The sequence below is a fragment of the Coleofasciculus sp. genome (genome assembly GCF_046565525.1).
Lineage (GTDB): Bacteria > Cyanobacteriota > Cyanobacteriia > Cyanobacteriales > Coleofasciculaceae > Coleofasciculus.
This window is the reverse complement of record NZ_JBKHUP010000068.1, coordinates 20406-47362: the sequence shown is the minus strand read 5'-3', so window position 1 is coordinate 47362 and position 26957 is coordinate 20406. Positions and strand designations below refer to the sequence as shown.

Here is a 26957-nt window from a genome sequence, read left to right as displayed (position 1 = left end):
CCCGTCAGCGTGCGAATTTCTTGTCCTGTGGCTAAATCCCAAAATTTAATCGTCTTATCCGCACTCCCACTAACTAATGTTTTCCCATCTGGGCTAATTACCAGGTAGTTCACGGAACTCGAATGTCCCGTCAGCGTGCGAATTTCTTGTCCTGTGGCTAAATCCCAAAATTTAATCGTCTTATCCGCACTCCCACTAACTAACGTTTTCCCATCCGGACTAATTACCAAATAATTGACAAAGCTAGAATGTCCCGTCAGGGTTTGAATTTTTTCCTGAGTAGCGAAATCCCAAACCTGAATGCTCTTCTCCCCACTTCCGGTGACAATTTTATCCCAGTCTGAATTAATCGCGAAATAATTAATGGGTTTAGCATAACCTGTGATTTGGCGAATTTCCTGACCCGATTTAAGCTGCCATAACCGGATTGTTTTATCCGCATTCCCACTCACTAATGTCTCTCCATCCGGACTGATGATTAGGTAATTAATATAACTGGCATTGGCATTGATTGTTTGCACAAGTTCGATCGCTTGATAGGCAGCAATTTCAGCCGGAAATTGAGTATCAATTTTTATAAACTGATAGATGAAAATGCCAAAGACTAACGCCAAGGTTCCCAGCCAAACCCATTTGTTTTGAGAGATTAAACCTTGGCGTTGAGACATTATTGCCGATTCTTCTTGTGGCAAGGTTGCTGCTTGTATCCTTGTGTGACTGGGTAATTGTAAAGATGAAGATATGGGAGAGGCAATAGACGAAGATGAAATATTAGCTAATTCATCCATAATTTCCTGAGTCGTCTTATGTCGAGTCGCTGCTGTCGGCGCCATCAGCTTGTCAATTAGGTCGGCTAATGGTGTTGAGAGTAGAGAAACCTGCTCGCGCCAATTACAGCAATCGGTTAACGGATCATACATACTCGGATCAGTTACCGATTTTGCGGTTAATAAATAGACAAATGTTCGACCCAAGGCATAGAAATCGGACTGGGGAACCGCATGACCCTTTTCTTGTTCGGGTGGCGTGTAACCCGCAGAACTAATTTTGGTAACATTCCCCGCACCACCTACTTCCGCTAAGTAGGTATAGGTCAATTCTCTAGCTGTACCGAAATCAATTAACACCAATTTACCCGTGGGGCGCAGCATAATATTGTCGGGTTTAATATCTCGATGGAAATAGTTTTTTTGATGAACTAGATGTAAAATTTCAACCAGTTGTTTTAACCAATTCAGTGCCTGTGATTCAGAAATAGGATAATTCCCCTGTTGTCGCATCCACTGCTTTAAATTCAGTCCATCAATTTTTTCCATGATGATGCAGTGCAGAGGTTCCCCAGCTTGAGGAATAAACTGAAAATACCCATCGGACTCAACTTGAGGAATACCGGGATGATCAAGCTGACTTAATACGGCGGCTTCTTGTTGAAATAATTCGATAACCTTAGGATTCTTATTGTGCTTAGGTTTGAGGACTTTTAATATTTTTGGAATAGCTCCTTGGTAGGCTTCATACACCATACCGAATCCACTGGTATCACTAAGGAGACGCATCACCTGATAGCGCCCTTGGATTAACAACGATGAACCACAATTACGACAAATTCGATTGTTGAGGTTACCTGGATCACTGGGTTCAGGACACCTGGGATTGATACAGTAGCTCATATCTCGCTACAGCCATTTGACACTCCCCGGTCTAAAGACGCAGGGATTCTTGGTTCTCCGATCCGCCGTTAGACGACAGGATTGCTCCAATCGCCCAAGAGGGCAGGTCTCCCCAAGCGTAGTTTCCGGCATGCCCTGCCGTACTCAATCCTTTTTGAAGGATGTTTAGACTGGCTGCGATATCCCTGTCTTCAATGTATCCACAGTTTCCACAAACATGGGTTCGTTGAGATAGAGATTTTTTGACTCGATAGTGACACTTTGGACAATCTTGAGAGGTGTAGTGCGGAGGAACTGCCACCGTCACCTTTGCGTATTTATGTCCGAAGTATTCTAGCCATTGCCGAAACGTAGACCAGCCAGCGTCAGAAATAGACTTAGACAAGTGACGATTTCTTACCAACCCTTTGACATTCAAGTCTTCGTATGCTACCAAATCGTTAGATTGGATAACGGAATATGCAACTCGCTTGCAGTATTCTTTTCGCTGCCTACTTACTCTTAAATGCTTCCGGGCATATCGTTTTCTTGCCTTATGATAATTTTTAGATTGGGGTTTTGCTCCTTTTTGGTATTTCTTAGACTTCTTGCGATTAGCTCGATTAAGTTGCCTTTCCGATTTGCGGTAAAACTTTGGAGACTCCTCAGTGTTGCCATTAGAATCAGCTAGAAAGTATTTAATCCCTAGGTCTAACCCAATGGTTTTCCCAGTAGGCTTAGTTTCAACCCGCACATCAGCCTTAACCGCAAATTGTGCATAATAGCCATCGGCACGTCTAACCAACCTGACTCGCTTGATTTGGTCAATAGAGTAGAAGTTTAGGTCATAAGTGCCTTTCAGTTTTAGTCGCCCTATTACTTTTTTGCCGGTGAAAGTTATGGCTTTCCGATTCTCCGATAGCTTCCATCCTGATGTTTTGTACTCAACCGAACGGCTGTTTTTCTTGAACTTGGGAAAACCCTTTTTACCTTTAACCTTTTTTCGACAATTTTCGTAGAAGCGACTAATAGCACTCCAAGCACGATCAGCCGATGCTTGACGCGCTTGAGAATTGAGTTCCGCCGCAAAGCCAAACTCTTTCGCCAACACACGGCAATATTTGCTGAGGTCATACTTATCGATACCTTTGTTATCCATCCAGTACCGCAAGCATTTATTTCGGACAAACTGCGCTGTCTGAATTGCCTCATCAATAGCTGCGTATTGAGCAGGTTTAGCTTTGATTTTGAACTCAAAGACTATCATGGTCATTTTTTTGATTACGCTACCAATTATAGCGTAAATTTGAGAATTGTACTAGACTCGCAACTAAAGTTGCACTTGCTAAACGCCTTGCTCGGTTTCATCCCTCGGATAAATCACGAGGGAGCCTGCACCATCGCTTATCATGTAAGGATGCTGGGGTATATTCCTCGACGAACTATTAAAACTCCTATCGAAACTGCTAAAATGTAAAAAAATGTTTCAAAAAAAGCTTAACTAAGTAAAGTTTTATGAGTGGTGTTGCTGCCTACGACTGGCAATCATCGCGGTGCGATCGCTCTGACAGAAATAGCCCCTCTGTAGCGCCACTGACGGTTTTCTGCGACTTCGACGGACCGATTGTCGATGTCTCTAAGCGCTATTACACCACCTACAAGCTAGCGCTGGCTGATACTCAATCTGCCTATCAAGCCAAAGGAATCACATTACCCATTCAACAGCTTGAGAAACAGCAGTTTTGGCAGATGAAACAAGACCGGGTCGCGGATGAAGAAATTGCTTTGCGATCGGGTTTACAGGGGGAACCCCTTAAATTTTTCCTAGCACGAGTGCTGGAAATTGTCAATCAGCCCTTGCTGTTGCATCTTGATAAACTACAACCTGGGGTGCATTGGGCGTTAGCTACGCTGCACTCCCATGGTATTCGATTAATACTGGTGACCTTACGCTGTCAGAAACAAGCTGAGCAAATTTTGAGAAATTATGGCTTGACCCGTCTGTTTAGCGGTATTTATGGAACCTACGATCATCAAGCCGCCTATCGAAATAATGCTCAAGTTAAACAGCAACTTTTAGCCCAAGCCCTCACCGAACAAGATTTTTTTTCTCTTAATCCGCAATCCGTTTGGATGATTGGCGATACTGAAGCCGATCTCCTCGCCGCCCAAGGGGTTTCCATTCCCACCGTTGCGCTTACTTGCGGGATTCGTTCCTACCGTTATCTCCAGCAATTCCAGCCTAATCATACTTGCTATGACCTGCTGGCGGCGGCTGATTATCTTTTAGACAAGATTAAACAAAAAAAATAATCATTTGTCATTCATGATTTGTCGGGCTCCGAACTTGATCTCATAAGTCATTTCACGACTGTTCAAGTAAGTGCATCTGTTCCCACCAGCGACTGAGGGGATAGTAAACCACAGGTGCCCACAAACTACTGAGAATCGCCGAGGATAGGGCAATGCGCTGGTGATCCATCCAAATTTCCGTCAACGTGCGATCGCCGATAAAACTATACTGAATAGCCGTCACCGTCTCGGCGACAACCGCCATACCAAATACAATTAATGCCACTGAAATAAAATCTTCCTGAATATATCGCTGCTTCTGCATTCGAGCGGTTAAAATGCCCACTAATACTAGACTGAGGACATGAGTCGGTTCAGGAGCGGTCATCCCATCTTGAATCAAACCCAATGCTAACCCTGCCATCGCCCCCTGAAACGCTGTGCGTTTGATACTCCAAGCAACCACCCAAATTAACAACCAATTGGGGGCGATTCCCAGCAATTCCATCCCTGGTAACCGTGTTGGTAAAGCCATCACGCAGATGAGGACAGAACCCGCCGTTACCATCCAATTCATCAGTTGACGCACTTGGGGTGAAAACCGAGAAAGATTGAAAATGTTATTCAATGGTTTCTTCTGTGCTGTCCTCAAGGAATTTTTCCTTTTTCTGACCTCCATTTCGCCGCCAAAGTGTCACATCTAGATTTTTGTTGATTATTGATTCTTGATGGGGGAATTGATCCGGGTAAATTTCTCCGTATAAAAACTTACTCAGAAATTTCCAACAATTCCAGCCAGAAACTCGATTTTGCCAGTGAGAGATAAGGAATTTAGGGGATCACTTTTCCCAACTACCTACTCTCAGGGTTCAGTATTAACCGTCTTTGATTGCGGATAAACAATCACCCACTCTAAGGCATCTAGAGGCGCTGTCAACTCAATAACAGCTTCGGGTGCTGGACTTTTATCGAGATTGACCGACTCGACACGTCCTAAAGGTAATCCAGCGGGAAACAGTTTACTCACCGGTGATGTTGAAACCACATCACCCTTGCGTACATCGGGTACTTTGTCAAAAAACTGAAGCACAGCCCGATGTGACCCTTGTCCTCGAATAAAACCCATGCTACGGCTACGGCTAATCACAGCCCCCACCCGGCTAGTCGCGTCGCTGATCAGTAGTACACGACTTGTATTGGGGGTTACATGGACAATCTGACCCACTAAACCGCCTGGTGCCATAACAATTGAATCAACCTTAATCCCATCTCGACTCCCTCGACCCAAGGTAACATGTTGCCACCAGTGACCAGAACTACGCCCAATAATAGGGGCAAGAGTTCCTTGCTGTTGTTGGGTTTTAGAATAATCAAGCAGCTCTTTGAGTTTTTGATTTTGGCTTTCGAGTTCAACTAGACGCTGTTGCAGTTCCAGAACTTTGGCATTTGTCAGGCGCTCCTCTGGCGTAGGTTCTGATTGTAAGGGATGGGTTAATAACTGATAAGCCTCAAAGAGAGCTGCCCCCTGAGTTTGGCGAATGAACCAGGCAAGGCTTAGAGTTAGTCCCCCCACCACAACAGCGACTCCATGTTTGTCCCACCAACGACGCAATATGTACATAACCTGTCTCGTATTCGTTCAGCTTTCGGCTGATGGCATCGAGTTGCAATAGTGCAGGTAAACGACTTATGCAGCTTGTGAACTAACCTTCTCCAGGCTGCTCTCTTTTGATACCATCATCTTAGATATGGCGAGAACGCCCACTAAACACCCGTTCTAGCTGTTTGAAATTCTCCAGAACACGACCTGTTCCTAAGACCACACAGCTTAGCGGATCGGCAGCTACATGAGTCACTATACCCGTTTCATGACTAATCAAAGTGTCTAGCCCTTTTAGTAAGGCACCGCCACCAGCTAACATGATGCCTCGATCAATAATATCGGCAGCGAGTTCTGGCGGTGTCCGCTCTAAGGTACGTTTTACCGCGTCAACGATGACTGATAGCGGTTCGGACATACTTTCGCGAATTTCTGGTCCTTTGATACTCACGGTTCGCGGTAAACCAGACAGCAAGTGTAAGCCCCGTACTTCCATAGAGAAATCATCGTCTTCATGAGTTGGGTAGGCTGAGCCAATCTGAATTTTGATTTCTTCAGCGGTTCGCTCCCCAATCACCAGGTTATGCACTTTTTTCATGTACTGGGTGATCGATTCACTCAGTTCATCACCAGCAATCCGTACAGATTCACTCAAAACGGTACCTTGTAAACTTAGCACCGCCACTTCTGTAGTACCACCACCGATATCGATAATCATATTACCCGTTGGCTCTGCCACTGGCAGCCCCGCACCAATGGCGGCAGCAACTGGCTCATCAATCAAGTAAACATCTCTAGCACCGGCTTGAGATGCGGCTTCCATGACTGCCCGCCGTTCCACACCGGTTACACCACTGGGAATACCAATGACGATTCGGGGTTGAACTAAAGTACGCCCTTCGTGCACTCGCCGGATAAAATGCTTGAGCATTAGTTCGGCGGTATCGAAGTCGGCAATCACACCATCGCGTAGAGGACGCAGGGCGACCACGTTACCTGGAGTTCTGCCCAGCATTTTTTTGGCGTCCTCTCCCACCGCTAGTGGCACTTTTTCATCTTGGTCCATGGCGACGACAGAAGGCTCTTGGAGTACAATGCCTTTGCCAGATACATATACTAATGTATTAGCAGTACCTAAATCGATACCCATGTCCCGGGATAGGGAAAAGCGACTGAAAATACCCACTCGTTTATAAGCCCCCAAAGTCGAATGTTTCTGTGTATAACAAACAAAGTATCTGAACTGTAACCGAGGTGGATTCTATTACGTTTTTTTGGCTGAGTCTAGTGAAGTTGAGCAAGTCATCCCTATTAATTGTTGAAAACCAAGCTGAAAGTATCATTCAGACGGCAAAATTGCTGATCCGGAGAAAGTATAGTTCACCCCTAGAGCGTGAGTAACTGCAATTGGCGTGCCTCCAGTCCGGCTTTAGGGATTGTGGAAAACGGCATAAATTCGCTAAACTGATTTGCATAAGTACAAGGGTACTAAAAAAATGAGTCTCAATGTGGTTAATTTGGTTGGTCGGGTGGGTGCAGACCCAGATGTCAGGTATTTTGAGTCGGGCAGTGTTTTATGTACATTATCACTGGCGGTGGATCGTCGCAGCCGCAACAGTGATAAGCCTGACTGGTTCAATCTAGAGCTTTGGGGTAAGACAGCGGAAGTGGCAGCTAACTACGTGCGTAAGGGGAGTTTGATTGGGGTTCAAGGGGTGCTGAAGATTGATCCCTTAACGACAAGGGATGGTCACAACTACCACAAGCCCGTAATCCGGGTGGATCGAATGGAGTTATTAGGTTCCAAACGAGATAATGACCCCAACGCGGTGAATAGCTACAACGAGACAGAGTTCTAATTTTTAGTAGCTAATTTGCAGTGTGACAGATGCCTGTACCTCTTGATCGCCACCAATGATCGGTGTCGCCACATTTTGGGCAACGAACTCCGCCCTGTCCAGCATGGGCATGGGTGGAGGTGGTGTGGCACCATTAATTTGAATGTTAACAATATCTTGACGGGTGAGGTTCAAGGCATTTAACACCGCATCGGCTTGCTGTTGGGCATCCTGAGTGGCTTCCCGTAGCGCTTGTTTTTGAGCCGTGGAGACTGCACTCTCAGGGGCGGTAAAGCGAATGGAGTCGATGCGGGTAGCTCCGACGGCAACGGCATCATCCAAGAGCGTTCCCGCCTGTTCCGTGGGAATCCGGAAGCTCACCGTGTTACTGGCGGAATACCCGATCAGGCTTTGCTGGTTGTTCTCATAGCTATAGACAGGGTTGAGCTGGATGCTGGTGGTTTGGAGTTGTTCAACATTGCGCGATCGCAGCAACTCCACCACAGCCGCTGACTTACGTGCCACCTCTTGTTGCACCTGAGCTGCTGTTTTTCCTTGTACCTCAACCCCTAACTGCACTTGGGTCAAGGTTGTGGGAATCCGCTCTATCCCTTGCCCTGTAACCGTTAGGGTTCGTAGTAGTCGTTCCTGCGCGATCGCGGGATTGCTCCAGGCGAGCATCACGAAACCCAAAACCCCAGCCATCGCCTGTAACTGTTTTTGACTAAGGAAACTGGAGCATAGATATGTCATTTCGTCAATCCTCCAAATACAGACAGATAGATTAAGCTTTCACTTTGACACCATAGAGCATTATCATTTCTGGGGTTACAGTTTTTGTAACCCTTTAGTTTGATATATACCCACATCCGAGTTCCCTGTTCCCTGTAGAATAGAACCCATGATTTTTTCTCAACCTATAGCTGATGTAACTGCCTGGGCGAGTTCCCTAACTCCCCCCTTTGGCTTTCCCTGGCTATCTGCACACCACTCTCTGATAGCCGCAGCCAGTGAAGCCACCACCAGCGAAGCCGAAAATAGTTCATTAATCTTCGCCGGCGTATTGCTGAGTTTAGTGGTCATTTACTTCGCTAGCAAATTAGGCGGCGAACTTTGTGCGCGGATAAACTTGCCACCTGTACTAGGGGAACTTATCGGTGGCGTAGTTGTGGGAGTCTCGGCACTACATCTGCTAGTCTTTCCCGAAGCGGGGGCAGATAGCGCTAGCTCAATGATTGTCAGCTTTCTGGAGCGCACAGCCGGTCTGAATCCAATGGCGGCTGATTCTGTATTTCAGACTCAGAGTGAGGTGATCTCGGTTCTAGCCGAGCTGGGTGTGGTGATTCTTCTGTTTGAAATTGGATTGGAATCGGATCTGCAAGAACTGATCCGAGTCGGTCCACAAGCAGCAGTCGTGGCAATTGTTGGGGTAATTGCCCCCTTTGCCGCAGGTACCGCTGGTTTGACCTACTTGTTCGACGTTCCGGCAGTACCGGCAATTTTTGCGGGGGCGGCGCTAACCGCTACCAGTATTGGGATTACCGCCAAAGTTTTAGCCGAAATCGGCAGTCTGAGTTCTAAAGAAGGTCAAATTATCATTGGTGCAGCGGTTTTAGACGACGTTTTAGGCATCATCATCCTAGCGGTGGTGGCGAGTTTAGCAAAAACCGGGGAAATCGCGATCGCGAATGTTATTTATCTAATCATCAGTGCGGGTGTCTTTTTAGTCGGTTCCATTTTAGTGGGACGCTTTCTTGGTCCCTACTTCGTCGCCTTGGTGGATGAAATGAAGACACGGGGTCAGGTATTACTCACCGCCCTAATTTTTGCCGCGATTCTGTCTTACATCGCCGCTGCGATTCAACTCGAAGCTATTTTAGGCGCATTTGCTGCTGGCTTAATTTTGGCAGAAACGGATAAACGCCGCGAATTAGAGGAACAGGTGTTACCCGTCGCCGATGTCCTCACCCCGATTTTCTTTGTGGTTGTGGGTGCCAAAACGGATTTAAGTGTACTCAACCCAGCCGTTCCCAGCAATCGGGAAGGGTTGATTTTGGCAGCGTTCCTGATCGTTGTAGCGATTATCGGTAAGGTAATCACAGGCTTTACTGTCTTTGGTCAACCCGGTATTAACCGTCTAGCAATTGGTGTGGGTATGATTCCTCGAGGCGAAGTGGGACTCGTTTTTGCCGGAGTCGGTTCAGCCAGTGGGGCGCTTTCCCCAGCAACTGAGGCAGCGATTATCATGATGGTGATTATAACTACCTTTATCGCTCCTCCCTTATTACGATTAGTCTTAAAAGAACCCGAAACTGTCCCAGGAACAGAGCCAGTGGAAACCTTGTCAGATTCTAAACCAGAATGACTTAATCATCCCCAGTTCTCCTCTGTACAAGCAGGGGGAGCAGGGGGAGCCGGGGGAGCAGTTGGGATTGTTCATCCGAAAAGGGACTATACTATTTTTTTTGAAACTTAAATTCGTTACTCTACGTCCCTGAAAGCTGACTGTCTATAACAGCTAATAAACTCAACTTGGGTGAGTCACATTGGTTTAAGCCAGGGTGGAAACCAAAGCGAGCAGTTGGACTTCGGGATATAGGGTGAACCCGCTCAACCTCACTGAGTTCGGTTGGGAACTCAACAACTACCTTTTGTGAAAAGCCACCCACCTAAATGCTGTATGCAGCACCGAGCTTTAAGTTAGGAGCAATAATTGTGAGATTTCGCTGGCTACTGCTACTCTCCAGCTTTTTGAGTGTTTTTCTCTATACATCGACAGCACAAGCGCGTCAACTGCTGTTTTGGCGTTTTGACCGCGATCAAAACCAGTTGGTATTTACAACCGATGAGGGAGTTCAGCCGAGGGCGCAACTGATTGCTGATCCGACTCGGCTAGTCATTGATTTGCCAGGAACTAGACTGGGACGCCCGACGGTGAATCAACGAGTGGGGGGCGCGATTCAAGAAATCCGAGTGGGGCAATTTGAAAACCAAACCACTCGGATTGTGGTTGAATTAGCCCCTGGTTATACCCTTGACCCCCAACAGGTGCAATTTAGAGGCATCTCGCCGACTCAGTGGACGGTCAATATACCCAATCCGCAACAAATATCAACCTCGCCCACTCTGCCGCCCCCAGTAACTAATGTCCCCAATCGCCAATCTCCCCAACCGAGTCCACCAACAACGGTGACGGTGGAAACATCGGCGACACAAGTGGATAGTTTTCAGGTGACTCGGAATGGATTTTTTATCCGTACCGATGACAGAGCACCGGATGAGATTAAGGTAAAGCGGAGTCGCGATCGCCGCCAGATCGATATTGAGGTAGAGGGTTTGAATCTCTCCCGGAGTCTGGCTGAGCAAAAGTTGGACGTTAATCGCTACGGCGTCAGCCAAATCCAATTCCAGCAGATCAAAAATTCACCGCCTTTGGCTCGGATCACGTTAAATGTGAACCGAGATAGTCCAGATTGGCAGGCACTATACAGCGATGTCGGCGGGATTGTGGTTATCCCTAGAGGTACCTCGGCATCCAGTTTAGAGAATCGCTCTAATGCTTCGAGTAATATCCTGGTTTCTTCTCCTTCGCGATCGCAAACCTCGAACCAACGAGCCAGTACCAATCAACGGGCAATGATTCAGTCGGTTGAACTGGGAAACAATCAGACTCAACTTTTAATTCAAGCGGATCGGAGCATCAGAGCCACAAGTCGTTGGGACGCGAATGAGAGGGCTTATCGGATTACTATCCCAGATGCTCAATTAGCGGATCAGGTTAGAGGACCTCAGCTTAATGCCAATAGTCCCCTATCACGGGTATTGCTGCGCCAGCAAGACTCCAGCACGGTGGTAATTTTGGTGCAGCCAAGTTCGGGAACTCAGATTGGCAGCCTTAACCAAATCAGCGATCGCCTGTTGGCGCTACCTGTACAACAAAGACAAGCAACATTACCTTCCCCTGAATCGATTCGGGTACCACCGCCGAGTTCATCTACACCCCCAACCTCATTGCCCACGGTTCCCAATAGTCGGGTAGTGGTTATGGTTGATCCGGGACATGGCGGTAAAGATCCTGGAGCCGTTGGCATTGGCGGATTACGGGAAAAGGACGTGATTTTACCCATTGCCCAAGAGGTGGCAGCTTTATTAGAAAAGCAGGGTGTGCAAGCCGTATTGACGCGCAATAGTGATTATTTCGTGGATCTAGCTCCCCGTGTGACCATGGCAGAGCGAATCAATGCTAATCTATTTGTCAGTATTCATGCGAATGCCATCAGTCTCAGCCGACCGGATGTCAATGGATTGGAAACTTATTATTTCTCCAGTGGTCAACGTCTTGCCCAGACGATTCACAACAACATTTTACAGACGGTTCCGGTTCAGAATCGGGGGGTTCGCAACGCCCGGTTTTATGTCCTCAGAAAAAGCTCAATGCCAGCAGTTTTGGTGGAAGTGGGTTTTGTCACCGGGCGAGATGATGCGGCGAAATTAAATGATCCAAATCATCGTAGCCAGATGGCACAGGCGATCGCTCGTGGTATCCTTCAGTACATTCAGCAGAATTTTTAACAGGAGTGTTATCAGGGTTTTCAATAACCGCCTTTGCTGAGTGCGAGAATTCTTTGACAAAAGACAAGTGACGAATGACAAATGACCCGATTTTGACCTCAAGGGGAGACGCACAGCGCCGTCATATTGGTGTATTTGACAGTGGTGTTGGGGGACTCACCGTTCTCAGAGAACTCTACCGACAACTTCCCAATGAATCGATTCTTTATTTTGCCGATACTGCTCGACTCCCTTATGGAACCCGCTCGGCTAGGGAAATCGTGCAGTTTGGTCACGAGATTCTCACTTGGATGGTACAACAAGACGTGAAAATGGTGGTTCTGGCTTGTAACACCAGTGACGCCTTAGCCCTAGACAGCTTACGGCGCGATTTTCAACTACCGATTCTGGGATTGATTTTGCCCGGTTCTCGTGCCGCTGTACAAGTCGGGCGTCGGATTGGCGTGATTGCTACCCCCGCGACGGCGGCGAGTAATGCCTATCGACGTGCTTTGTTGGAAGTCGAACCCACGGCTCAAGTTTGGCAAGTCGGCTGTCCAGAGTTTGTCCCTTTAGTTGAGCAAAATCGTTTATACGAGCCCTATACCTCTGAAATCGCGTCCCAGTATCTGACGCCATTACTCCAGCAGCGAATTGATACGTTGATTTATGGGTGTACTCATTATCCGTTGTTAGCGCCTGTATTGCGACAAATTTTACCCGCGTCTGTACAATTGATTGATCCGGCTGAACATGTGGTGGCGGCGGCGGCGCAAGAGCTTGATTTAATGGGATTAAAAAATAGTTCACCACCGCTACCGACGCGATTTTGTGTCAGTGGTTGTCCGCAGCAGTTTGCTAAGTTATCGGTACAGTGGTTGGGGTGTACCCCAGTTGTGGAAAAAACCTATTTGCCAGATGCATCTCCTGTCTCTATGTCTGTTGAAGCGGTGGAGTAGGGGTTTCCCCATCCGTGTCAACTTAAGACTTTGTATGACTAGCGCCCAAAGTTTAGATCCCCCTAAATCCCCCTTCAAAAGGGGGACTTTGATTAATTTCTGGTTCCCCCCGTGCGGATGTACTACACCCAGCGTCAAGCCTTATCCCGTAGTAGTTTGAGCGCTCAATCCCTCAAAAACCGTACCCATGTAGCCCTTGCAAAAATAGTGCGATCGCTAATGAGAATTCTCTCCTGATGCAATCGCCTGCTGTAGGATGGCTTTATTAACCGAAAGTCCCAAAGTTTCCAGGGATGCCAGATTTTGAGCCAACCATTCCTCCACCGTCGCCGCCAGCTTACCAGACAGACAATCACGCCAAGCCTGACGTTGTGGGGAATGGGCATCCTGCTTACACCATTGTGCGATCGCATCAGATAGCGTTTCTATTTTATCCGGTAAAGGTTCAATTAACTCCACCAACTCCGCTAAGTCTTGAGGCGAAAAAAGCGAACGGCGATGATTTAAAAGTTCAATAAACGCCATAACATTCTGTTGAGCAAATGATGGCGCTACTTGTTGAACCACTTCTACCGACAAATCCAACCCCTCCGCAATCATCTCCACACTCAAACCTAACTCCATCATGCGTGGGATAGCCTCTAACTTGGCTTTGAGTTTGCCTCGTTGTTCTCCTCGTTGTTCACCTTCATCTAACCCTTCTTGCTTGGCTTCCTGATAAACCTTGGTTTGTTTAAGTTCACTTAATCCTAACATGGCTTCTATCTCCTCTCGGCTTTTTTGCGGTAATTTATAAACGATGATTGTTTCGATTAAGTCAATCAGGTCACGTTTTATTGTTTCATCAGTTATCTCGACTTGAGCTTGTTCGATTAAGCGCCTTGCTCGTTCTGGGGCTGTCTGTTCCTGCTCAATCACTAGCTTAACAATATTAACCCCAACAGATGTCGATGGCTCATCTCCTAACTCATCCAAGTATATCCGAGTCACTCGGCTGAAGAGTTCCCGAAATTGTAACGGTTGTTCTCTCTCAATCCGGCGACTTGGATAAATCACCACAACCTGCCAAGGATAAGGCGGTTTGTATTGATTCAGAAAGATAAACAGTTCAGTAAATAAACGATAATATAAATTATCATCTCGTTGAAACTGAACCTCAACCACATAAAAGGGTTGGTCTAGGGTTTCGTTCTTAGGAAAAAACAACCCATCTAGTCTAAATGACAGTTGTTTGATTTCACGGGAGGTAAATTGATAACTTGCGGCTTGTTCTGGAGATTGATTAATCAGTTCAAAGAAGATACTGGGAAACTCCTTAAACAAGCTATAAAAAATCGTGTCGGTTTTCACGTTCTCCTAGGGCTTTCCAGCACAGGGTTGACACCTGATACTGTGCCACCCCAGAAGCGGAAAATTCCGATCACGACTATCTTGACAAATTGCACACCTTACTATCTATCTAGAAACAACCCGCGATCGCTAATTAGAATTCTCTCCTGAAATCGCCTGCTGTAAGATAGCTTTATTAACCGAAAGCTCAAAGGTTTCCAGTGTTTCCAGATTTTGAGCCAACCATTCCTCCACCGTCGCCGCCACCTTAGCAGAGAGACAATCCCGCCAAGCCTGACGTTGTAGGGAATGGGCATCCTGCTTACACCATTGTGCGATCGCGTCAGACAGCGTTTCTATTTTATCCGGTAAAGGTTCAATTAACTCCGCCAACTCCGCTAAGTCTTGAGGCGAAAAAAGCGAACGGCGATGATTTAAAAGTTCAATAAAAGCCATAACATTCTGTTGAGCAAATGATGGCGCTGCTAGTTGAACAACATTCAGCGGTAAATCTAATCCTTCCGCAATCATCTCCACACTCAAACCCAACTCCATCATGCGTGGGATAGCCTCTAACTTGGCTTTGAGTTTGCCTTCTGCTAACCCTTCCTGTTTCCCTTCTACTAACCCTTCTTGCTTGGCTTCCTGATAAACTTTGGTTTGTTTAAGTTCACTTAATCCTAACATGGCTTCTATCTCCTCTCGGCTTTTTTGCGGTAATTTATAAACGATGATTGTTTCGATTAAGTCAATCAGGTCACGTTTTATTGTTTCATCAGTTATAGGGCTACTGTGCCATCTCTGACGGAAAATTTTTCTATGATGACTGTCTTGACAAACTAAACAGAATATGATGAATTCTTTTTTTTAGCATTCCCTTTTCAGGTAAGGTGGGCAATGCCTACCCGACAACGACAGCGCCGTCATAAAGGGAAATATAAGCCAAAATGCTGGCTCAATTGCGGGTTCGTGACGCCAGTTTTAATTGTTATCAAAATCGTTTAGTTTTTAAGGGTTCTGTGGGTATCGAAATTAAATCCCATTACCCGCCCCTACAATAATTGATTGGGTGAAATGAGGCGCAGATCAATTAATGGTGTCAATTGGATATAATCGCCGGATAGGGAAATAACTCTCGAAATTCCCGTCGCCGCTGTTGAGGGGACTCCGGTGTTAAATAACTCCACAGGGTTTCCCAGTAAAAAAAGGATACACCATCAAAGGCGCGATCGCGAATGACTTCAACTTGTGCTTGAATTTGCTCAAAGGGAATCGGATCACGTAAGGTTCCCGTCAAAATCCCCACACTTACCGGAATTGTCCGCCGCGCCATGCGTACTGCGGGTTGATTGAGTTCCGCCACAAAACTACTTAATTCATCCCGATAAACCTGTAACACCAATTCATCAACCCAACCCCGTTGTACCCAAGTTTGCCAATCTTGCAGATAGTGTTTGTAGGCAAAAGCTTGGGGATTGGGTGATAGGGAAATGATACAATCCGGTTTAATCGATTTAACCGTCTGAACAATTTCTCCCATAAACTCACTAATCTTATTCGCCCGCCAGCGCATCCATTCCCCATTGAGCGGCGAATTCGGGGGACTATTCCCATAATGCTCTTGCTGATAACGCTCAATGGTATAGGGATCATAGCCCAATTCAACAGGCATCCCGAAGTGATCATCCAGCTGAATCCCATCCACATCATACTGGCTCACCACTTCCTTAATCAGATCGAGGATAAGCTGTTGTACCTCTGGATGCAAAGGATTCAGCCATAAGAGTTGGGGCTTCTCAGCAGTTGGTGCGATCGCGCCTTCTGTTTGGGTTAAACTCTGAGTTATCCAGGTGGGATGACGCCGCGCTAATTCAGAATAAATCGGCGTCATAAATCCATACTCGAACCAGGGAATAACCCGTAACCCTTGGCGATGTCCCTGCTGTACAATTTCAGCCAAAACATCTCCGTTGAGTCGCATAATCGTCAGCAGGGATTCTTGTTTCGCCACCGCACTCGGATAAAACGTATGCCCCCGATTCCAAACCACCGGATAAATCGTGTTAAAGTTTAGTTGAGACAATTGCGCGATCGCTCGGTTAATTCCCCAAGGCGAAAAAAATACACCACTCGCCACATTCGTCAACCAAACCCCTCTAATTTCCGTGATTGTTGTCGGACTTTGAGAACGAGCTAAGGATGGGGAAAATAAAATTGATTTAGCAACAAGTAGGACAATACTGAATATCAGCCCTAAGGCGAGAAAAACCCTGAATCTACTTTGACGTTTCTCACTCGTCATTCGTCATTCGTCATTCGTCATTTGTTTATGTCATTGGATTAACCTTACATCCAGACACTGTAGGGGCGCAAGGCTTGCGCCCGATTTAACCATCAAATCTATGCCACAATTTTAATTGTGTCACGTCAGTAAGTTGGATTAACCAAAGGAAACCCAACGGAATCTAGGGCTAAAGCCCCTACTACGAACCCTATCTATGCCACAATTTTAGCTTTGTCACACAGCCGTTGAATAAGCAAATTGGTTACTGGATTTCAATCCAACTTCTTGGTTGTTGGATTGAGATCCAACCCCATTACTCACTTGCATTTCGTTAATATCCAAACCATAGAGTTTTGCACCTTTCAAATTGGCATCAAGCAAATCAACTTTTCTGAGAACTGCCCATGTTAGATTAGCATTCTCTAGATTCGCTCCGGCTAGATTGGCACCGGTTAAATCTGCTCCTTGGAGATTCGCCCAATCTAGTTTAGCCGATTCCAAATTAGCGGCAATCAAATTTGCACCTTCTAAGTTCGCCCGACTTAATCTCGCTCCACTGAAATTAACCCCTTCTAAATCAGCGCCCGCTAAATCTAAATCTTTTAACCACGCATAGCTGAGATTGACAAAACTCAGCGCTGACCCATAAACTCTAGCACCAATCAGTCTTGCTTCAGATAAATTCGCCCATTTGAAATTCACTCCGGTTAAATTCGCATCCCGCAAATTCACCCGTTCTAACTGCGCTCCGCAAAGATTTGCCCCCCATAAGTTGGCGCGTCTGAGGTTCGTCCCACTCAACATTGCCCCACTGAGTTTAGCACCCGTGAGCTTTGATTTCACCATAAAGGCACCGCTCATATTGGCTTTAGTCAAATCAGTGTCAACAAGTTTGGCATCGCTCATTTTGACATAACTGAGATTAGCCCAATTCATCTGAGCGCCACTCAAATCAGATTTGAGTAAAAATGCTCTGGTAAAATCAGCGCCTCTGAGATTTGCCCCGCTTAGGTTCACTCCGATTAACATGACTCCCCTGAGGTTAGCCCCACTGAGGTCAATCCCCGTAAATTCTCGATTTCCTTGTTCGTACAGCTTGAGAAGTTGTCTAACGTTCATAGCTACAACGTCCACTAAGTATTTATGACTTGGGGAAGGTTAAATGGATTCATAATTTTTCTAGGATTCTCTTTCTACTTTAATCCTGATAGTTAATAAATAAACCTTCTTTGGAAAAATTTACGTTTATCCTCAATCCCCTTGAACTGTAGTATAATCTGCTCCCCACTTTCAGCAAGCAGGATGGGATTGATAGCAAAAACCCCTGTAAAGCGCCTAATTTTCAACGTCCTTAACTTCAAAAAAATTATCAAGTCAGGCTTCTAGTAAAGATTATACTGCGAGACTATGGCAATTCAGGCAAAATCGCCGACTTCTTTATCAAGCTTAAACAAAGCTTTAAGTGATGTTAAGCCTCAACCTTATACTCCTAACAATTTAGATTACACTGCAATACTTGTCATACAACTAACGTTTAAACTTGTAACTCATTCGCTGATATAGCGCTCAGGCAAAAACTATATATATTTAGAACAACTGAAAAATAAGATTTAACCAAGCGGTTGAATTTGACCCGCTTGAACCGAAAGAATTTGGGAGGAGTTCAACCACTGGGAATCAAATGCGCCTAAGTGAGTCGTTGTAATCAGGGTTTGAAACCGATCTTGAATCGCATCCAAAAGCTGATTTTGGCGGTTGGGATCAAGTTCTGCCAACACATCATCAAGTAATAATAGGGGAGGTTCTCCCACAACCTCTTCAATTAACTTTAACTCTGCCAATTTTAGTGCCAAAACCAGCGTCCGTTGCTGTCCTTGGGAACCATAAGAACGGGCAGGGGTTTGGTTAATTGTAAATTCCACATCATCTCGGTGTGGACCAACCAGGGTTATCCCCTGACGCTGTTCTGGAAGACGACGATGGTAGAGTTTATCTAAAAATGCCTGCTGAACACCTTTTGGGTCATCCTTTTCTAGGTTGACATTAGGCGCGTAGGTCACCTCAAGTAACTCTGTTTTACCACTAATACTGGCATGCCAAGATTGGGCAAGGGGTGCTAATCGTTGTAGTACTCTAGCACGACGCCGAGTCACACGCGACCCCGCCGTTGCCAGTTGAGCATCCCAAAGTGACAGTTCTGCCTGAGGCTGCTTTGAGGATAATACCCCATTCTTTGTCCCATCTTCCTGCTGCTTCCGCATGGTTTTGAGCAAGGCGTTGCGCTGGCGCAGTACTTGATTATATTGCTGCAAAATATAAGCATAAACAGGTTCGAGTTGGGTCAAAATCGAATCAAGCCAATTCCGTCGTCTCTCAGGACTCCCGCGAACTAAATCCAAATCCAGACTAGAAAACTGTACCGCATTCAAGATGCCCAAAAAATCAAGCTGGCGACGTAAGGATTCGCGATTGAGAGCCACAGTACGTCGTCCCTGACTGCGGAGAGTTAACCCCAGTTCAACAGAACCATAAGCACGTTCCAAGATTGCCTGAATCTGACCAATCGAGGCATCCTCTAGAACCAATTCGCGATCGCGCACTGACCGATGACTCCTCAGCGTCGAGAGTAATTCTACCGCTTCTAGCAGATTAGACTTCCCCTGAGCATTATTTCCCACCAAAATAGTTTTCGGTGCCTCAAAATTAACCAAGCAATCTCGGTAATTCCGAAACTGGCGCAAGTTTAAGCGTTTTAAGTACATTGATCATGGTTAACTGGTGATTGGTGATTGGGGAACCTTTAACTTCGCCCAAAAAACCTAGTTTTGTGTGTTAAGTTATCAGTTATCAGTTACCAGTTATCAGTTACCAGTTATCAGCCAATTACTGACCACTGATAACTGACCACTGACCACTGACCACTATGTCCCTTCCCGCCATCTCGGTTAAGATGTCTTGGAAAGACGTAGCATGCTACGTCTCTACCAACAGCCCGACAAAAGGCTTTAGATTTAATCCGGACTAGGGAAACATCCGGGTGTCTGTACCAAACCGAGACTCTATGCGGTATTCAACGTTTAATTGTCGTTTGTCCGACAATCCCTGACTTCAAGCGTTAGCTAAGTCAGGGTTGTTGAAGCCTAATGACGAATGACATAAACGAATGACCAATTACCGATTCTTGTACCAACGAATAAACAGCTTCTCCAACTCAACCCAAATAAACAATGACGTACTAAACCCCAAGCAAATCAGCAGTTCAGTCAGCGTGAGAGGTTCTGTACCAAAGAAATTTTGCAAAAATGGCACATAAACCAACGCCAGTTGCAAGATAGTCGTAACCGTTACTGCCCAGATTAAATAGGGATTCGAGAAAGGATTTACCTCAATCGTTAAACGAGTATTTGAACGAACCGCGATCGCGTGTCCCATCTGGGCGAGACATAACGTGGTAAAGACCATTGTTTTCCAGTGGAGTGGAAAATAGTCAAACGCCAGCGCCATTAAAATAATCGTGACAATGGCGAAAATAATCCCAATCCGAACCATATACAAACCCAGCCCCCGGGCAAAAATACTCTCACGGGGACTAAACGGAGGACGCTTCATCACATCTGGTTCAGCCGGTTCTACCGCTAAAGCTAGGGCGGGTAAACCGTCAGTCACTAAGTTCATCCAGAGAATTTGTAACGGCGACAGGGGAACATCTGGGAGTCCCATAATCGGTGCAGCGGCAATAGTTAACACCTCACCAATGTTACTACCTAAGATATAGCGAATAAAGCGGCGGATATTATCATAAACCGTGCGACCTTCTTCCGTCGCGGCAACAATCGTGGCAAAGTTATCATCCAGCAGTACCATATCACTGGCTTCTTTACTCACATCTGTGCCTGTAATGCCCATCGCAATACCGATATCCGCTTGCTTAAGAGCGGGAGCATCATTGACCCCATCACCCGTCATGGCGACGAATTCACCTTGGCGCTGAAGCCCTTGTACAATCCGCAGTTTATGTTCCGGAGAAACACGAGCATAAACGCTCACCTCTTTCACCTGGTTATCCAGATCTGATTGAGAAAGCTTTTGTAACTCCTGACCGGTAAGAACGCGATCATGTTGATCCGCAATACCCAAAGCATGAGCGATCGCGCGAGCCGTAAGCTGATGATCGCCTGTAATCATCACCGGGCGGATACCCGCATTCCGACAGCGTCGCACGGCATCCAAAACTTCTGGGCGGGGGGCATCTAACATCCCCACCAGCCCTAACCAAACTAACTCTTGCTCAGTCGTTTCACTAGCATCTACCCCATCATTGGGTGCAGCCTCCAGAGGCTTATAGGCAAACCCCAAAACCCGCAATCCCGCCCCAGCCATTTGATTATTGTGCCGCAGGAGTTGCGTCCGTTGCTCGTCGGTCAACACCTCAGTGTGATCACCCGCCTGCAAAGAATGACACCGTTCCAAGACTAATTCAGGGGAACCTTTGGTAAACATGATGTAGGGGCTATCTGTTGTCCCTTGTCCGTCATTCGTTGCCACTGATCCATCTGACCCTTGACATATTACACTCATGCGCTTTCGCTCTGAGGAAAAGGGAATTTCACCGACCCGAGGAAACTGACGCCGCAACGGTTCTTTATCAACACCACCCTTCCCGGCTAGGGTAATTAATGCCCCTTCAGTGGGGTCTCCTAAAATCAGCCAATCATCCTGTTCATACTGCAAGATAGCATCATTACACAGAGCGCAACCTTGAAGTAATACTTGTAATTCGGGATACTCTTGGGCAGAAACGGCTGTCTCGGTGATCAGAAATTCCCCGTTCGGCGCATAGCCTTCTCCCGTGACTTGGAACGTGTGGTGGGGAGTGATGACCCATTGCACGACCATCTTATTTTGAGTCAGGGTACCGGTTTTATCCGAACAGATCGTCGTCACACTACCTAAGGTTTCCACGGCTGGAAGTTTACGGATCAGAGCATGGCGACGCACCATCCGTTGAGTTCCCAATGCCAAGGTGACGGTAATCACCGCAGGTAAGCCTTCTGGCACAACCGCTACCGCCATACTCAGGGACACTTCCACCAGTTGTTGCAGAACGCCTAAATCGCCGCCACTTTGAATTAAGCCACCAACAACAACCAGCACCACTAGGATCAGAGAACCACTGACTAAGACATTCCCCAATTGGGTCATCCGCTGTTGCAGGGGTGTTGGTTCGCTTTCCACCCCTTGCAACATTTCGGCGATGCGTCCCAATTCCGTCTTCATCCCTGTGGCTGCAACCAGGACAGTTCCTCGACCTTGAACGACTTCGGTACCTTGAAAGACTAAATTGATGCGATCGCCTAAGGGGGTATCCTCAGCTAAGGTGACAGTGGCTTGCTTATTAACGGCGTTTGCTTCTCCGGTTAAGGCGGATTCCCGTATCTGGAGGTTGGATTGCTCGATTAACCGTCCATCAGCAGAAACTTGCACACCGGCTTCGAGGAGCATAATGTCTCCAGGGACAAGCTGTTTGCTATCCACCTCCATGGGTTTACCATCGCGGAGGACACGGACTTTGGGAGAGGCTAGATTTTTCAGGGCGGCGAGGGCTTTTTCGGCACGACTTTCTTGGAGATAGCCCAAGACACCGTTAAGAATAACGATTAACAGAATCGCAATTGTATCCTTAAACGGAACTTGACCCTCCTCTAACCCGCCTTGTCGCCAATCGATCAGGTCAATGACTCCGGAGATGATTGCCACCACAATCAGCATGATTAGCATGATATTGGTGAACTGATCCAGAAGAATCGCCCAAGTACTGCGACCAGCAGTTTCTTCGAGTTCATTCAATCCGTAGTATTGCGATCGCTGGCTGACTTGTTCAGCACTCAAACCCATCTGTGGATTGCTATCCAGTTGGGCAAGCGAGTCTTCTATGGATTGGGTATGCCATGCATTTAAGGGATCAGGCAAGGAATGGGAAGGATGAGATGAAGTCACGGGGCAGGTTTACATAAACACGATACCCAATCAATCATAGTCTTTTCAGCCTACGACTGTAATTGGTGATTGTTCCCTGTTCCCTTAAAACTGGTAACGAACCGAAAAGTGGAACCCCTGATCTTGAGCATTCTGACCCTGATCCTCGAGTTCCACTAAGGGGATTCCATAGTCAAGGCGCAAATCTAATCCAGGTAGCGGTTGCCAAAGTATCCCCATGCCCAAACTGGCTAAAAACTGCTCTTGAGGCAGAGGGTTTAAATTATCGGGATGATTCCACACCCAACCCGCGTTAAAAAATGGCGCAATTTGGAACGTTGACGCACCAGCTGCGTTTCGCTCTAGGGTAATCCGGTCTTCTAAAAATAATCGCACGCCATTATCACCGATTCGAGCATTCTGTCGATAGCCTCGCACGGATTGAGCGCCACCAATGACAAATTGTTGAGACGGTAAAAGAGTATTGGGTGTAAGTTGAATATCAGCACCCATAATTAAAAAATGGCTACCACTGAGAATTTGGACTCGTTGTATCTGACCCAGCCAGCCCAAAAAACGTCCATCAGGCAAGGGATCGGGATTAATGTTAGCATCCAACCAACCTGTACCCAGACTAAAGAGCGATCGCACTGACCAAGCTCCTCTAGGATCACGGCGTAGGTAGTCTTGTCCAAATTGAATCACACTGGTGCGTGTTATCCCATTGGCATCAGCACCAGGACTCAAAGGGGCAGGCATACCCAATAAAAACGTCTGACTTTCCCTAAAGCTAAAACCCAGGGATAGAGCCAATTCTTCACGGGAGGTGCGAATTAAAGGTTGACGAAAACTAATCTCATACTGTTCAGATTCTCCCTCAATATCGAATTGAGCAAAGCGTTCGTCAGTCACTTGATTGCGATCAACGCTTGCTTGCACTTGCAGGGTGCCATTTTTCGGATTCAGGGGAAGACGATAGCCCATATCAATCACCTTTGAGCCGCCAGTGGTGGAATAGAAGTAACTAGCCGTCAGTTCATCCCCATAACCTGTAAGATTACGATAGCGCCCGTTTATACCCAATCGTTCTGAACCGACACTCGGCGGTGAATAGTTATCAGTAGTGACACTCCCTTCAAAGGGATTGGCTTCGATGACACGAACAATGAGAATACTCTTTCCCCGTTGACTACCAGCGCGAAGACTCGCTTCTACGGACTCAAACAAGGGATTAGCCCGCAGTAGCCGCAATTTATCTTCTAGGCGAGCAGTATTTAGGGGTGTGCTAACACCAAGCTGAATCCGATTCTGAATGTAGCTGGGTTTAAGGCGGCGAATTCCCTCAATTTTAATGTCTTCCAGACTTCCTTCCAGGACAAAAATCTCCACAATACCATCGGTAATAACCTGGTCTACTAGAATGGCTCTTGAGGTGATGTAGCCGCGATTTAGATAAAGTTGGGTGATGGCATCGGCGACCTGTTGCAGTTGTTGTAGGGTAACAGCCTGTCCTTCCAAGGGTTGCACAATTGGATTGAAGTCCTCTGGTTCCAAGATGGTGCTACCTGTAACATTGATTTTCTCGATTTGAATAGTCTCCACGTTGGGACTCGTGGGTCGAGAGGGAGTGGGTTCGGGTTGGATCAACGGTGGGGAATCATCGGGACGTAAGGGTTCAGGAGTAGGAGTGGGTTGAGGAAAACGATCATCCGGATTGGGTTGGATGGTTTCGGGGTTTGGAGGCGTGGGTGGGGTTTGTGCGATCGGAATATCATCAAGGGAAGCGTTATCTGTGGCAACAATAGTTTTGAGCCATCTGTCATCTGCCATAGAGTCATCTTCTGCCTGCTGAGAACCTTCTACCATCTGCCCTGTTCCCTGTGCCTTCTGAAATTGCTGGTGAGAGAGTTCCCTCAGATTAGGTAGATTGAGGGGGTTCTGGCTCACTTGTGACACAGACATTGGAGTTGTACCCAATGCCATTGGCGCATTTAGACCTATAATGCCCACCCAAACAGGTGTCAGTTGCCCCAGAATCTGCCCCTTTAAAAAAATATTCACTAAAAGCTTACTCCCCGACCCTTTCATCGTTGAGCGCCTCCAGCGACTAATTGTTCTGGAATAACTGCCCCTAAGCTCATACTATAGAGTCCAGCGCATGGATATCGCGTCTGATTTCTTACTCTACTCTTCGAGGAGGGTTTAACCCAAGCAGAAGCCGCTTGCGCGTCTATGTCATTTGTACGCACAGTTTTTTACCAATAACCAATGTACAGACGCGCCCTGGTGCGTCTCTACTGACGGTGGTGGGGCAGTTCCCTCCCGTCTTGGGAAAGACGAGGTTTCCGTTTCTCACCCCACTACCTTGGAGAACTTGGCAACAAGAATGCCCCAACTCAAGGTTCTATCTCTGACCAAAGACGTTCTAAGCGCCGTTGCCATTGTGCCAATACTTCTTCTGTTTGTTCTCTTGATTCCATATCACCCATCAACCCTTCCCGATAAAAGCGATCTAGGGTTTGCAGGGTTGTTTCAAAAGATTGCCCTTGCTGCTTCGCCGCTCGAATGATTTGACGAATTTTACGGTCTACAAACTGGTCAAAGCTGGACTCTAAACCCTGTTGACATAAGCCAACCAATCGTACAACCGCAGCACAAAAGTCGTCAGCATCAAGCGTCTCCCGCTTATGCTGAAAGACGCCCCAAAGTGCATTTTGATTCAGGGCATAGCGAGTTTCCTGAGTTTCATCAAAATTGGCTTCGAGAAGCTGTTCAAGAAAGGGTTGGGCGTCTTGAGCCGATGCGATGGGAACCAAGATTCTTAACCAAGACTGGTCTGACGACAGAAGGATTAACACTCTCAGTTGAGGTGTTTCAACCTGCCACGTCCCTGATTCTACCTGTTGAACCGCCCTGGAATTAAAAAGTTCTGCCAGCTTGATGGTAATTTCTTCGGGTTTCATGCTGTTTTTTTGAGAGAATTCCGTAAAAAAATCCCCCGACAGTTGCCAGGGGACACGTTTAGCCATATAGAAAGATTTGGGATGAAGTGTGAAGTGGCAAGATTGACGATACTTCTTGGTTATCTTTTGTTGTTCACACTTTAATCTTTAGAGCCATTCGGGAACTGCTTCTTCTTTGGTGTTGGTATTGCGTGAGGGCGTCTCGCGGGTAAACTTCATCTGAATCGAGCGAGTTTGTTCGCCATCGGCTGCCACTGCCATGATGGGATAGTCTATGAGACCATCTTGGAAGGACATTTGGAAGCGGAAGGTTCCGTCGGGGCTCAGTTTAATCGGGCGCCCGCCAATGGTTACGGTTGCATCCGGTTCGGTTGCACCGTAGACAATTAATTCAGCATCGGCAACCAACCAGAACTGACGTTGACGAATGGGTGACATACCAACTCCGGACATACCAACTCCGGACATACCGACACCAGACATGGTTAAGCCAGACATAGTAGGTACAGCCCACATACCTACCCCAGAGGGGAAGATGTAGGAACTGACGGCTTGAGAAGGAACCATCGATCCGGGAACATGCTGCATTGAGCCGAATAGAGAACCAGCAACGCGCTGAGCTTCGGCTGATTTTGCCATGCCAAAGATTTCGTCGTAGATGGGGTTTTCGGCTCCGGCTTCTGCGGTCACAGGTTGGCGCTTGCTGGGAGACACCAACTCATATACAGTCTTGCCTTGGAGTTCTTCTTCCCAGTTAACGGTGATGAATTGGTCTTCAATCCAGTCGCTGGGATAAACTGGGGGAACATGTACGGGTTTAGAACGGGCTAGGACTAACCAGCGACCATCGGCACAACGATAACCAATATCTACTACGTAGTCGCGATCGCTAACGGGTAGGGGTAGGTACCATTCCCGTGCCAGTTCGTCGCAGGGATATTCCTGAATGCTGTGGGGGCTCTGGTAGTCCAAGCTGATGTCAGTGACATCATAAATCCGCAGGGCTAATTGCTGTCCTCCCTGACGCCGCAGGTCTTCTTTGTGGTCGTTAGGAATATCCCAGTAGGTATATGCCCATTGGGGATCGCGAGGCATGAGAACGATCCGACTTTCTCCATAACCAGCGGGTAAATCAGGTAATCCTTCGTCTACAGATGCAAGATTACCGCCGGTGCGATCTTCTTGACCGAGTTCAAATTTAGATGCTTCCACTTCTGGTTGTGCCTCCACTGTGCTAGTTGGACTGAGTGAGATTTTGGTATGTTGGACTTTTTGAATTTCTGCCAGCAACTGCGCCTTACGCATCCGGCTATATCGTGAGATGCCGTACTCACTCGCAACTCTACGCAGTTGCCGTAAGGTCATCTCTTCTAAAGGTGGGCGTTCTTTTGCCATGAATATGCTCTCCAATTGTTAGGACGGTAGGTTGTATCTCTCCTGATGAATCAAAAAATGGGACTCATAGTTGAACAGCATCGCATTTGATAAAGGTTGATGATTCCTACCGCCTTGGAGT

General features: G+C 46.8%; 20 protein-coding genes. 5 read left to right on the top strand and 15 right to left on the bottom strand.

The features are described from left to right. The coding region (locus tag ACLGGO_RS22885; RefSeq protein ID WP_446421032.1) for a protein kinase domain-containing protein at positions 1-1670 on the bottom strand (1670 nt) is incomplete at its 3' end. A gap of 31 nt (positions 1671-1701) precedes the next feature. After that, entirely contained in the window at positions 1702-2916 is a 1215-nt protein-coding gene (locus ACLGGO_RS22880; RefSeq protein WP_446421034.1) for an RNA-guided endonuclease InsQ/TnpB family protein, read from the bottom strand. 248 nt (positions 2917-3164) lie between these two features. Between ACLGGO_RS22880 and ACLGGO_RS22875 the strand changes: the two genes are divergently transcribed. After that, positions 3165-3962: an HAD family hydrolase gene (locus ACLGGO_RS22875; protein ID WP_446421031.1), complete on the top strand. Its 798-nt coding sequence runs from the start codon at positions 3165-3167 to the stop codon at positions 3960-3962. Between the two features lie 52 nt (positions 3963-4014). Here the strand turns inward: ACLGGO_RS22875 and mreD are convergent, their stop codons facing one another. The 3 genes from mreD to ACLGGO_RS22860 all read right to left on the bottom strand — a co-directional run bounded on the left by mreD (position 4015) and on the right by ACLGGO_RS22860 (position 6691). Beyond that, the gene (gene mreD, locus ACLGGO_RS22870; protein ID WP_446335189.1) at positions 4015-4620 is read right to left on the bottom strand and encodes a rod shape-determining protein MreD; all 606 of its coding nucleotides are present in this window, start codon (positions 4618-4620) and stop codon (positions 4015-4017) included. A gap of 183 nt (positions 4621-4803) precedes the next feature. Further along, positions 4804-5562 carry a rod shape-determining protein MreC gene (mreC, locus tag ACLGGO_RS22865; protein WP_446421030.1) on the bottom strand — a complete coding sequence of 253 codons (759 nt, stop codon included), beginning with the start codon at positions 5560-5562 and terminating at the stop codon, positions 4804-4806. 121 nt (positions 5563-5683) lie between these two features. Next, on the bottom strand, positions 5684-6691 hold the full coding sequence (locus tag ACLGGO_RS22860) for a rod shape-determining protein (protein WP_446335205.1): 1008 nt from the start codon (positions 6689-6691) through the stop codon (positions 5684-5686). 346 nt (positions 6692-7037) lie between these two features. Between ACLGGO_RS22860 and ACLGGO_RS22855 the strand changes: the two genes are divergently transcribed. Continuing rightward, the gene (locus tag ACLGGO_RS22855) at positions 7038-7400 is read left to right on the top strand and encodes a single-stranded DNA-binding protein (RefSeq protein ID WP_446335187.1); all 363 of its coding nucleotides are present in this window, start codon (positions 7038-7040) and stop codon (positions 7398-7400) included. 3 nt (positions 7401-7403) lie between these two features. Here ACLGGO_RS22855 and ACLGGO_RS22850 read toward each other — a convergent pair whose 3' ends face one another. Then, positions 7404-8132 (bottom strand): SIMPL domain-containing protein, encoded by a 729-nt coding sequence (locus ACLGGO_RS22850; protein WP_446335186.1) that lies wholly within the window; start codon positions 8130-8132, stop codon positions 7404-7406. Between the two features lie 148 nt (positions 8133-8280). Here ACLGGO_RS22850 and ACLGGO_RS22845 point away from each other — a divergent pair, with 148 nt between their 5' ends. From ACLGGO_RS22845 to murI, 3 genes are all read left to right on the top strand, one after another. Further along, complete coding sequence (locus ACLGGO_RS22845) at positions 8281-9744, top strand: cation:proton antiporter (RefSeq protein WP_446421029.1); 1464 nt, start codon at positions 8281-8283, stop codon at positions 9742-9744. Between the two features lie 350 nt (positions 9745-10094). Next, positions 10095-11951, top strand: coding sequence for an N-acetylmuramoyl-L-alanine amidase (locus ACLGGO_RS22840; protein ID WP_446421028.1), 1857 nt, complete (start codon positions 10095-10097; stop codon positions 11949-11951). Between the two features lie 74 nt (positions 11952-12025). Further along, the gene (murI, locus tag ACLGGO_RS22835; protein ID WP_446335183.1) at positions 12026-12889 is read left to right on the top strand and encodes a glutamate racemase; all 864 of its coding nucleotides are present in this window, start codon (positions 12026-12028) and stop codon (positions 12887-12889) included. A gap of 216 nt (positions 12890-13105) precedes the next feature. Here the strand turns inward: murI and ACLGGO_RS22830 are convergent, their stop codons facing one another. The 9 genes from ACLGGO_RS22830 to ACLGGO_RS22790 form a co-directional block, all read right to left on the bottom strand. Continuing rightward, positions 13106-14239 (bottom strand): Rpn family recombination-promoting nuclease/putative transposase, encoded by a 1134-nt coding sequence (locus ACLGGO_RS22830; protein WP_446421027.1) that lies wholly within the window; start codon positions 14237-14239, stop codon positions 13106-13108. A 129-nt stretch (positions 14240-14368) separates the two neighbouring features. After that, the gene (locus ACLGGO_RS22825; protein ID WP_446421033.1) at positions 14369-15001 is read right to left on the bottom strand and encodes an Rpn family recombination-promoting nuclease/putative transposase; all 633 of its coding nucleotides are present in this window, start codon (positions 14999-15001) and stop codon (positions 14369-14371) included. A gap of 316 nt (positions 15002-15317) precedes the next feature. Next, positions 15318-16520, bottom strand: coding sequence for a glycoside hydrolase family 10 protein (locus tag ACLGGO_RS22820; protein WP_446421026.1), 1203 nt, complete (start codon positions 16518-16520; stop codon positions 15318-15320). 216 nt (positions 16521-16736) lie between these two features. Further along, positions 16737-17621 carry a pentapeptide repeat-containing protein gene (locus ACLGGO_RS22815; protein ID WP_446421025.1) on the bottom strand — a complete coding sequence of 295 codons (885 nt, stop codon included), beginning with the start codon at positions 17619-17621 and terminating at the stop codon, positions 16737-16739. Positions 17622-18112: 491 nt separating this feature from the next. Next, positions 18113-19264 (bottom strand): DNA replication/repair protein RecF, encoded by a 1152-nt coding sequence (gene recF / locus ACLGGO_RS22810; RefSeq protein ID WP_446336161.1) that lies wholly within the window; start codon positions 19262-19264, stop codon positions 18113-18115. A gap of 409 nt (positions 19265-19673) precedes the next feature. Next, on the bottom strand, positions 19674-22499 hold the full coding sequence (locus ACLGGO_RS22805) for a cation-translocating P-type ATPase (protein ID WP_446421024.1): 2826 nt from the start codon (positions 22497-22499) through the stop codon (positions 19674-19676). 84 nt (positions 22500-22583) lie between these two features. Next, positions 22584-24539, bottom strand: a complete 1956-nt coding sequence (locus tag ACLGGO_RS22800; RefSeq protein ID WP_446421023.1) for a ShlB/FhaC/HecB family hemolysin secretion/activation protein — start codon at positions 24537-24539, stop codon at positions 22584-22586. Between the two features lie 335 nt (positions 24540-24874). Next, positions 24875-25441 (bottom strand): CesT family type III secretion system chaperone, encoded by a 567-nt coding sequence (locus ACLGGO_RS22795; protein ID WP_446336164.1) that lies wholly within the window; start codon positions 25439-25441, stop codon positions 24875-24877. A gap of 147 nt (positions 25442-25588) precedes the next feature. Continuing rightward, positions 25589-26836, bottom strand: coding sequence for a DUF4912 domain-containing protein (locus ACLGGO_RS22790; protein ID WP_446421022.1), 1248 nt, complete (start codon positions 26834-26836; stop codon positions 25589-25591). Between the last annotated feature and the right edge of the window lie 121 nt (positions 26837-26957).

Bases quoted from the DNA above. Each gene is read 5' to 3' on its own strand.
- murI (WP_446335183.1), top strand. From the start codon at position 12,026: ATGACAAATGACCCGATTTTGACCTCAAGGGGAGACGCACAGCGCCGT.
- ACLGGO_RS22820 (WP_446421026.1), bottom strand. From the start codon at position 16,520: ATGACGAGTGAGAAACGTCAAAGTAGATTCAGGGTTTTTCTCGCCTTA.
- ACLGGO_RS22845 (WP_446421029.1), top strand. From the start codon at position 8,281: ATGATTTTTTCTCAACCTATAGCTGATGTAACTGCCTGGGCGAGTTCC.
- mreC (WP_446421030.1), bottom strand. From the start codon at position 5,562: ATGTACATATTGCGTCGTTGGTGGGACAAACATGGAGTCGCTGTTGTG.
- recF (WP_446336161.1), bottom strand. From the start codon at position 19,264: ATGTACTTAAAACGCTTAAACTTGCGCCAGTTTCGGAATTACCGAGAT.
- ACLGGO_RS22860 (WP_446335205.1), bottom strand. From the start codon at position 6,691: ATGGGTATCGATTTAGGTACTGCTAATACATTAGTATATGTATCTGGC.
- ACLGGO_RS22795 (WP_446336164.1), bottom strand. From the start codon at position 25,441: ATGAAACCCGAAGAAATTACCATCAAGCTGGCAGAACTTTTTAATTCC.
- ACLGGO_RS22880 (WP_446421034.1), bottom strand. From the start codon at position 2,916: ATGATAGTCTTTGAGTTCAAAATCAAAGCTAAACCTGCTCAATACGCA.
- ACLGGO_RS22855 (WP_446335187.1), top strand. From the start codon at position 7,038: ATGAGTCTCAATGTGGTTAATTTGGTTGGTCGGGTGGGTGCAGACCCA.
- ACLGGO_RS22850 (WP_446335186.1), bottom strand. From the start codon at position 8,132: ATGACATATCTATGCTCCAGTTTCCTTAGTCAAAAACAGTTACAGGCG.
- ACLGGO_RS22875 (WP_446421031.1), top strand. From the start codon at position 3,165: ATGAGTGGTGTTGCTGCCTACGACTGGCAATCATCGCGGTGCGATCGC.
- ACLGGO_RS22815 (WP_446421025.1), bottom strand. From the start codon at position 17,621: ATGAACGTTAGACAACTTCTCAAGCTGTACGAACAAGGAAATCGAGAA.
- ACLGGO_RS22790 (WP_446421022.1), bottom strand. From the start codon at position 26,836: ATGGCAAAAGAACGCCCACCTTTAGAAGAGATGACCTTACGGCAACTG.
- mreD (WP_446335189.1), bottom strand. From the start codon at position 4,620: ATGGAGGTCAGAAAAAGGAAAAATTCCTTGAGGACAGCACAGAAGAAA.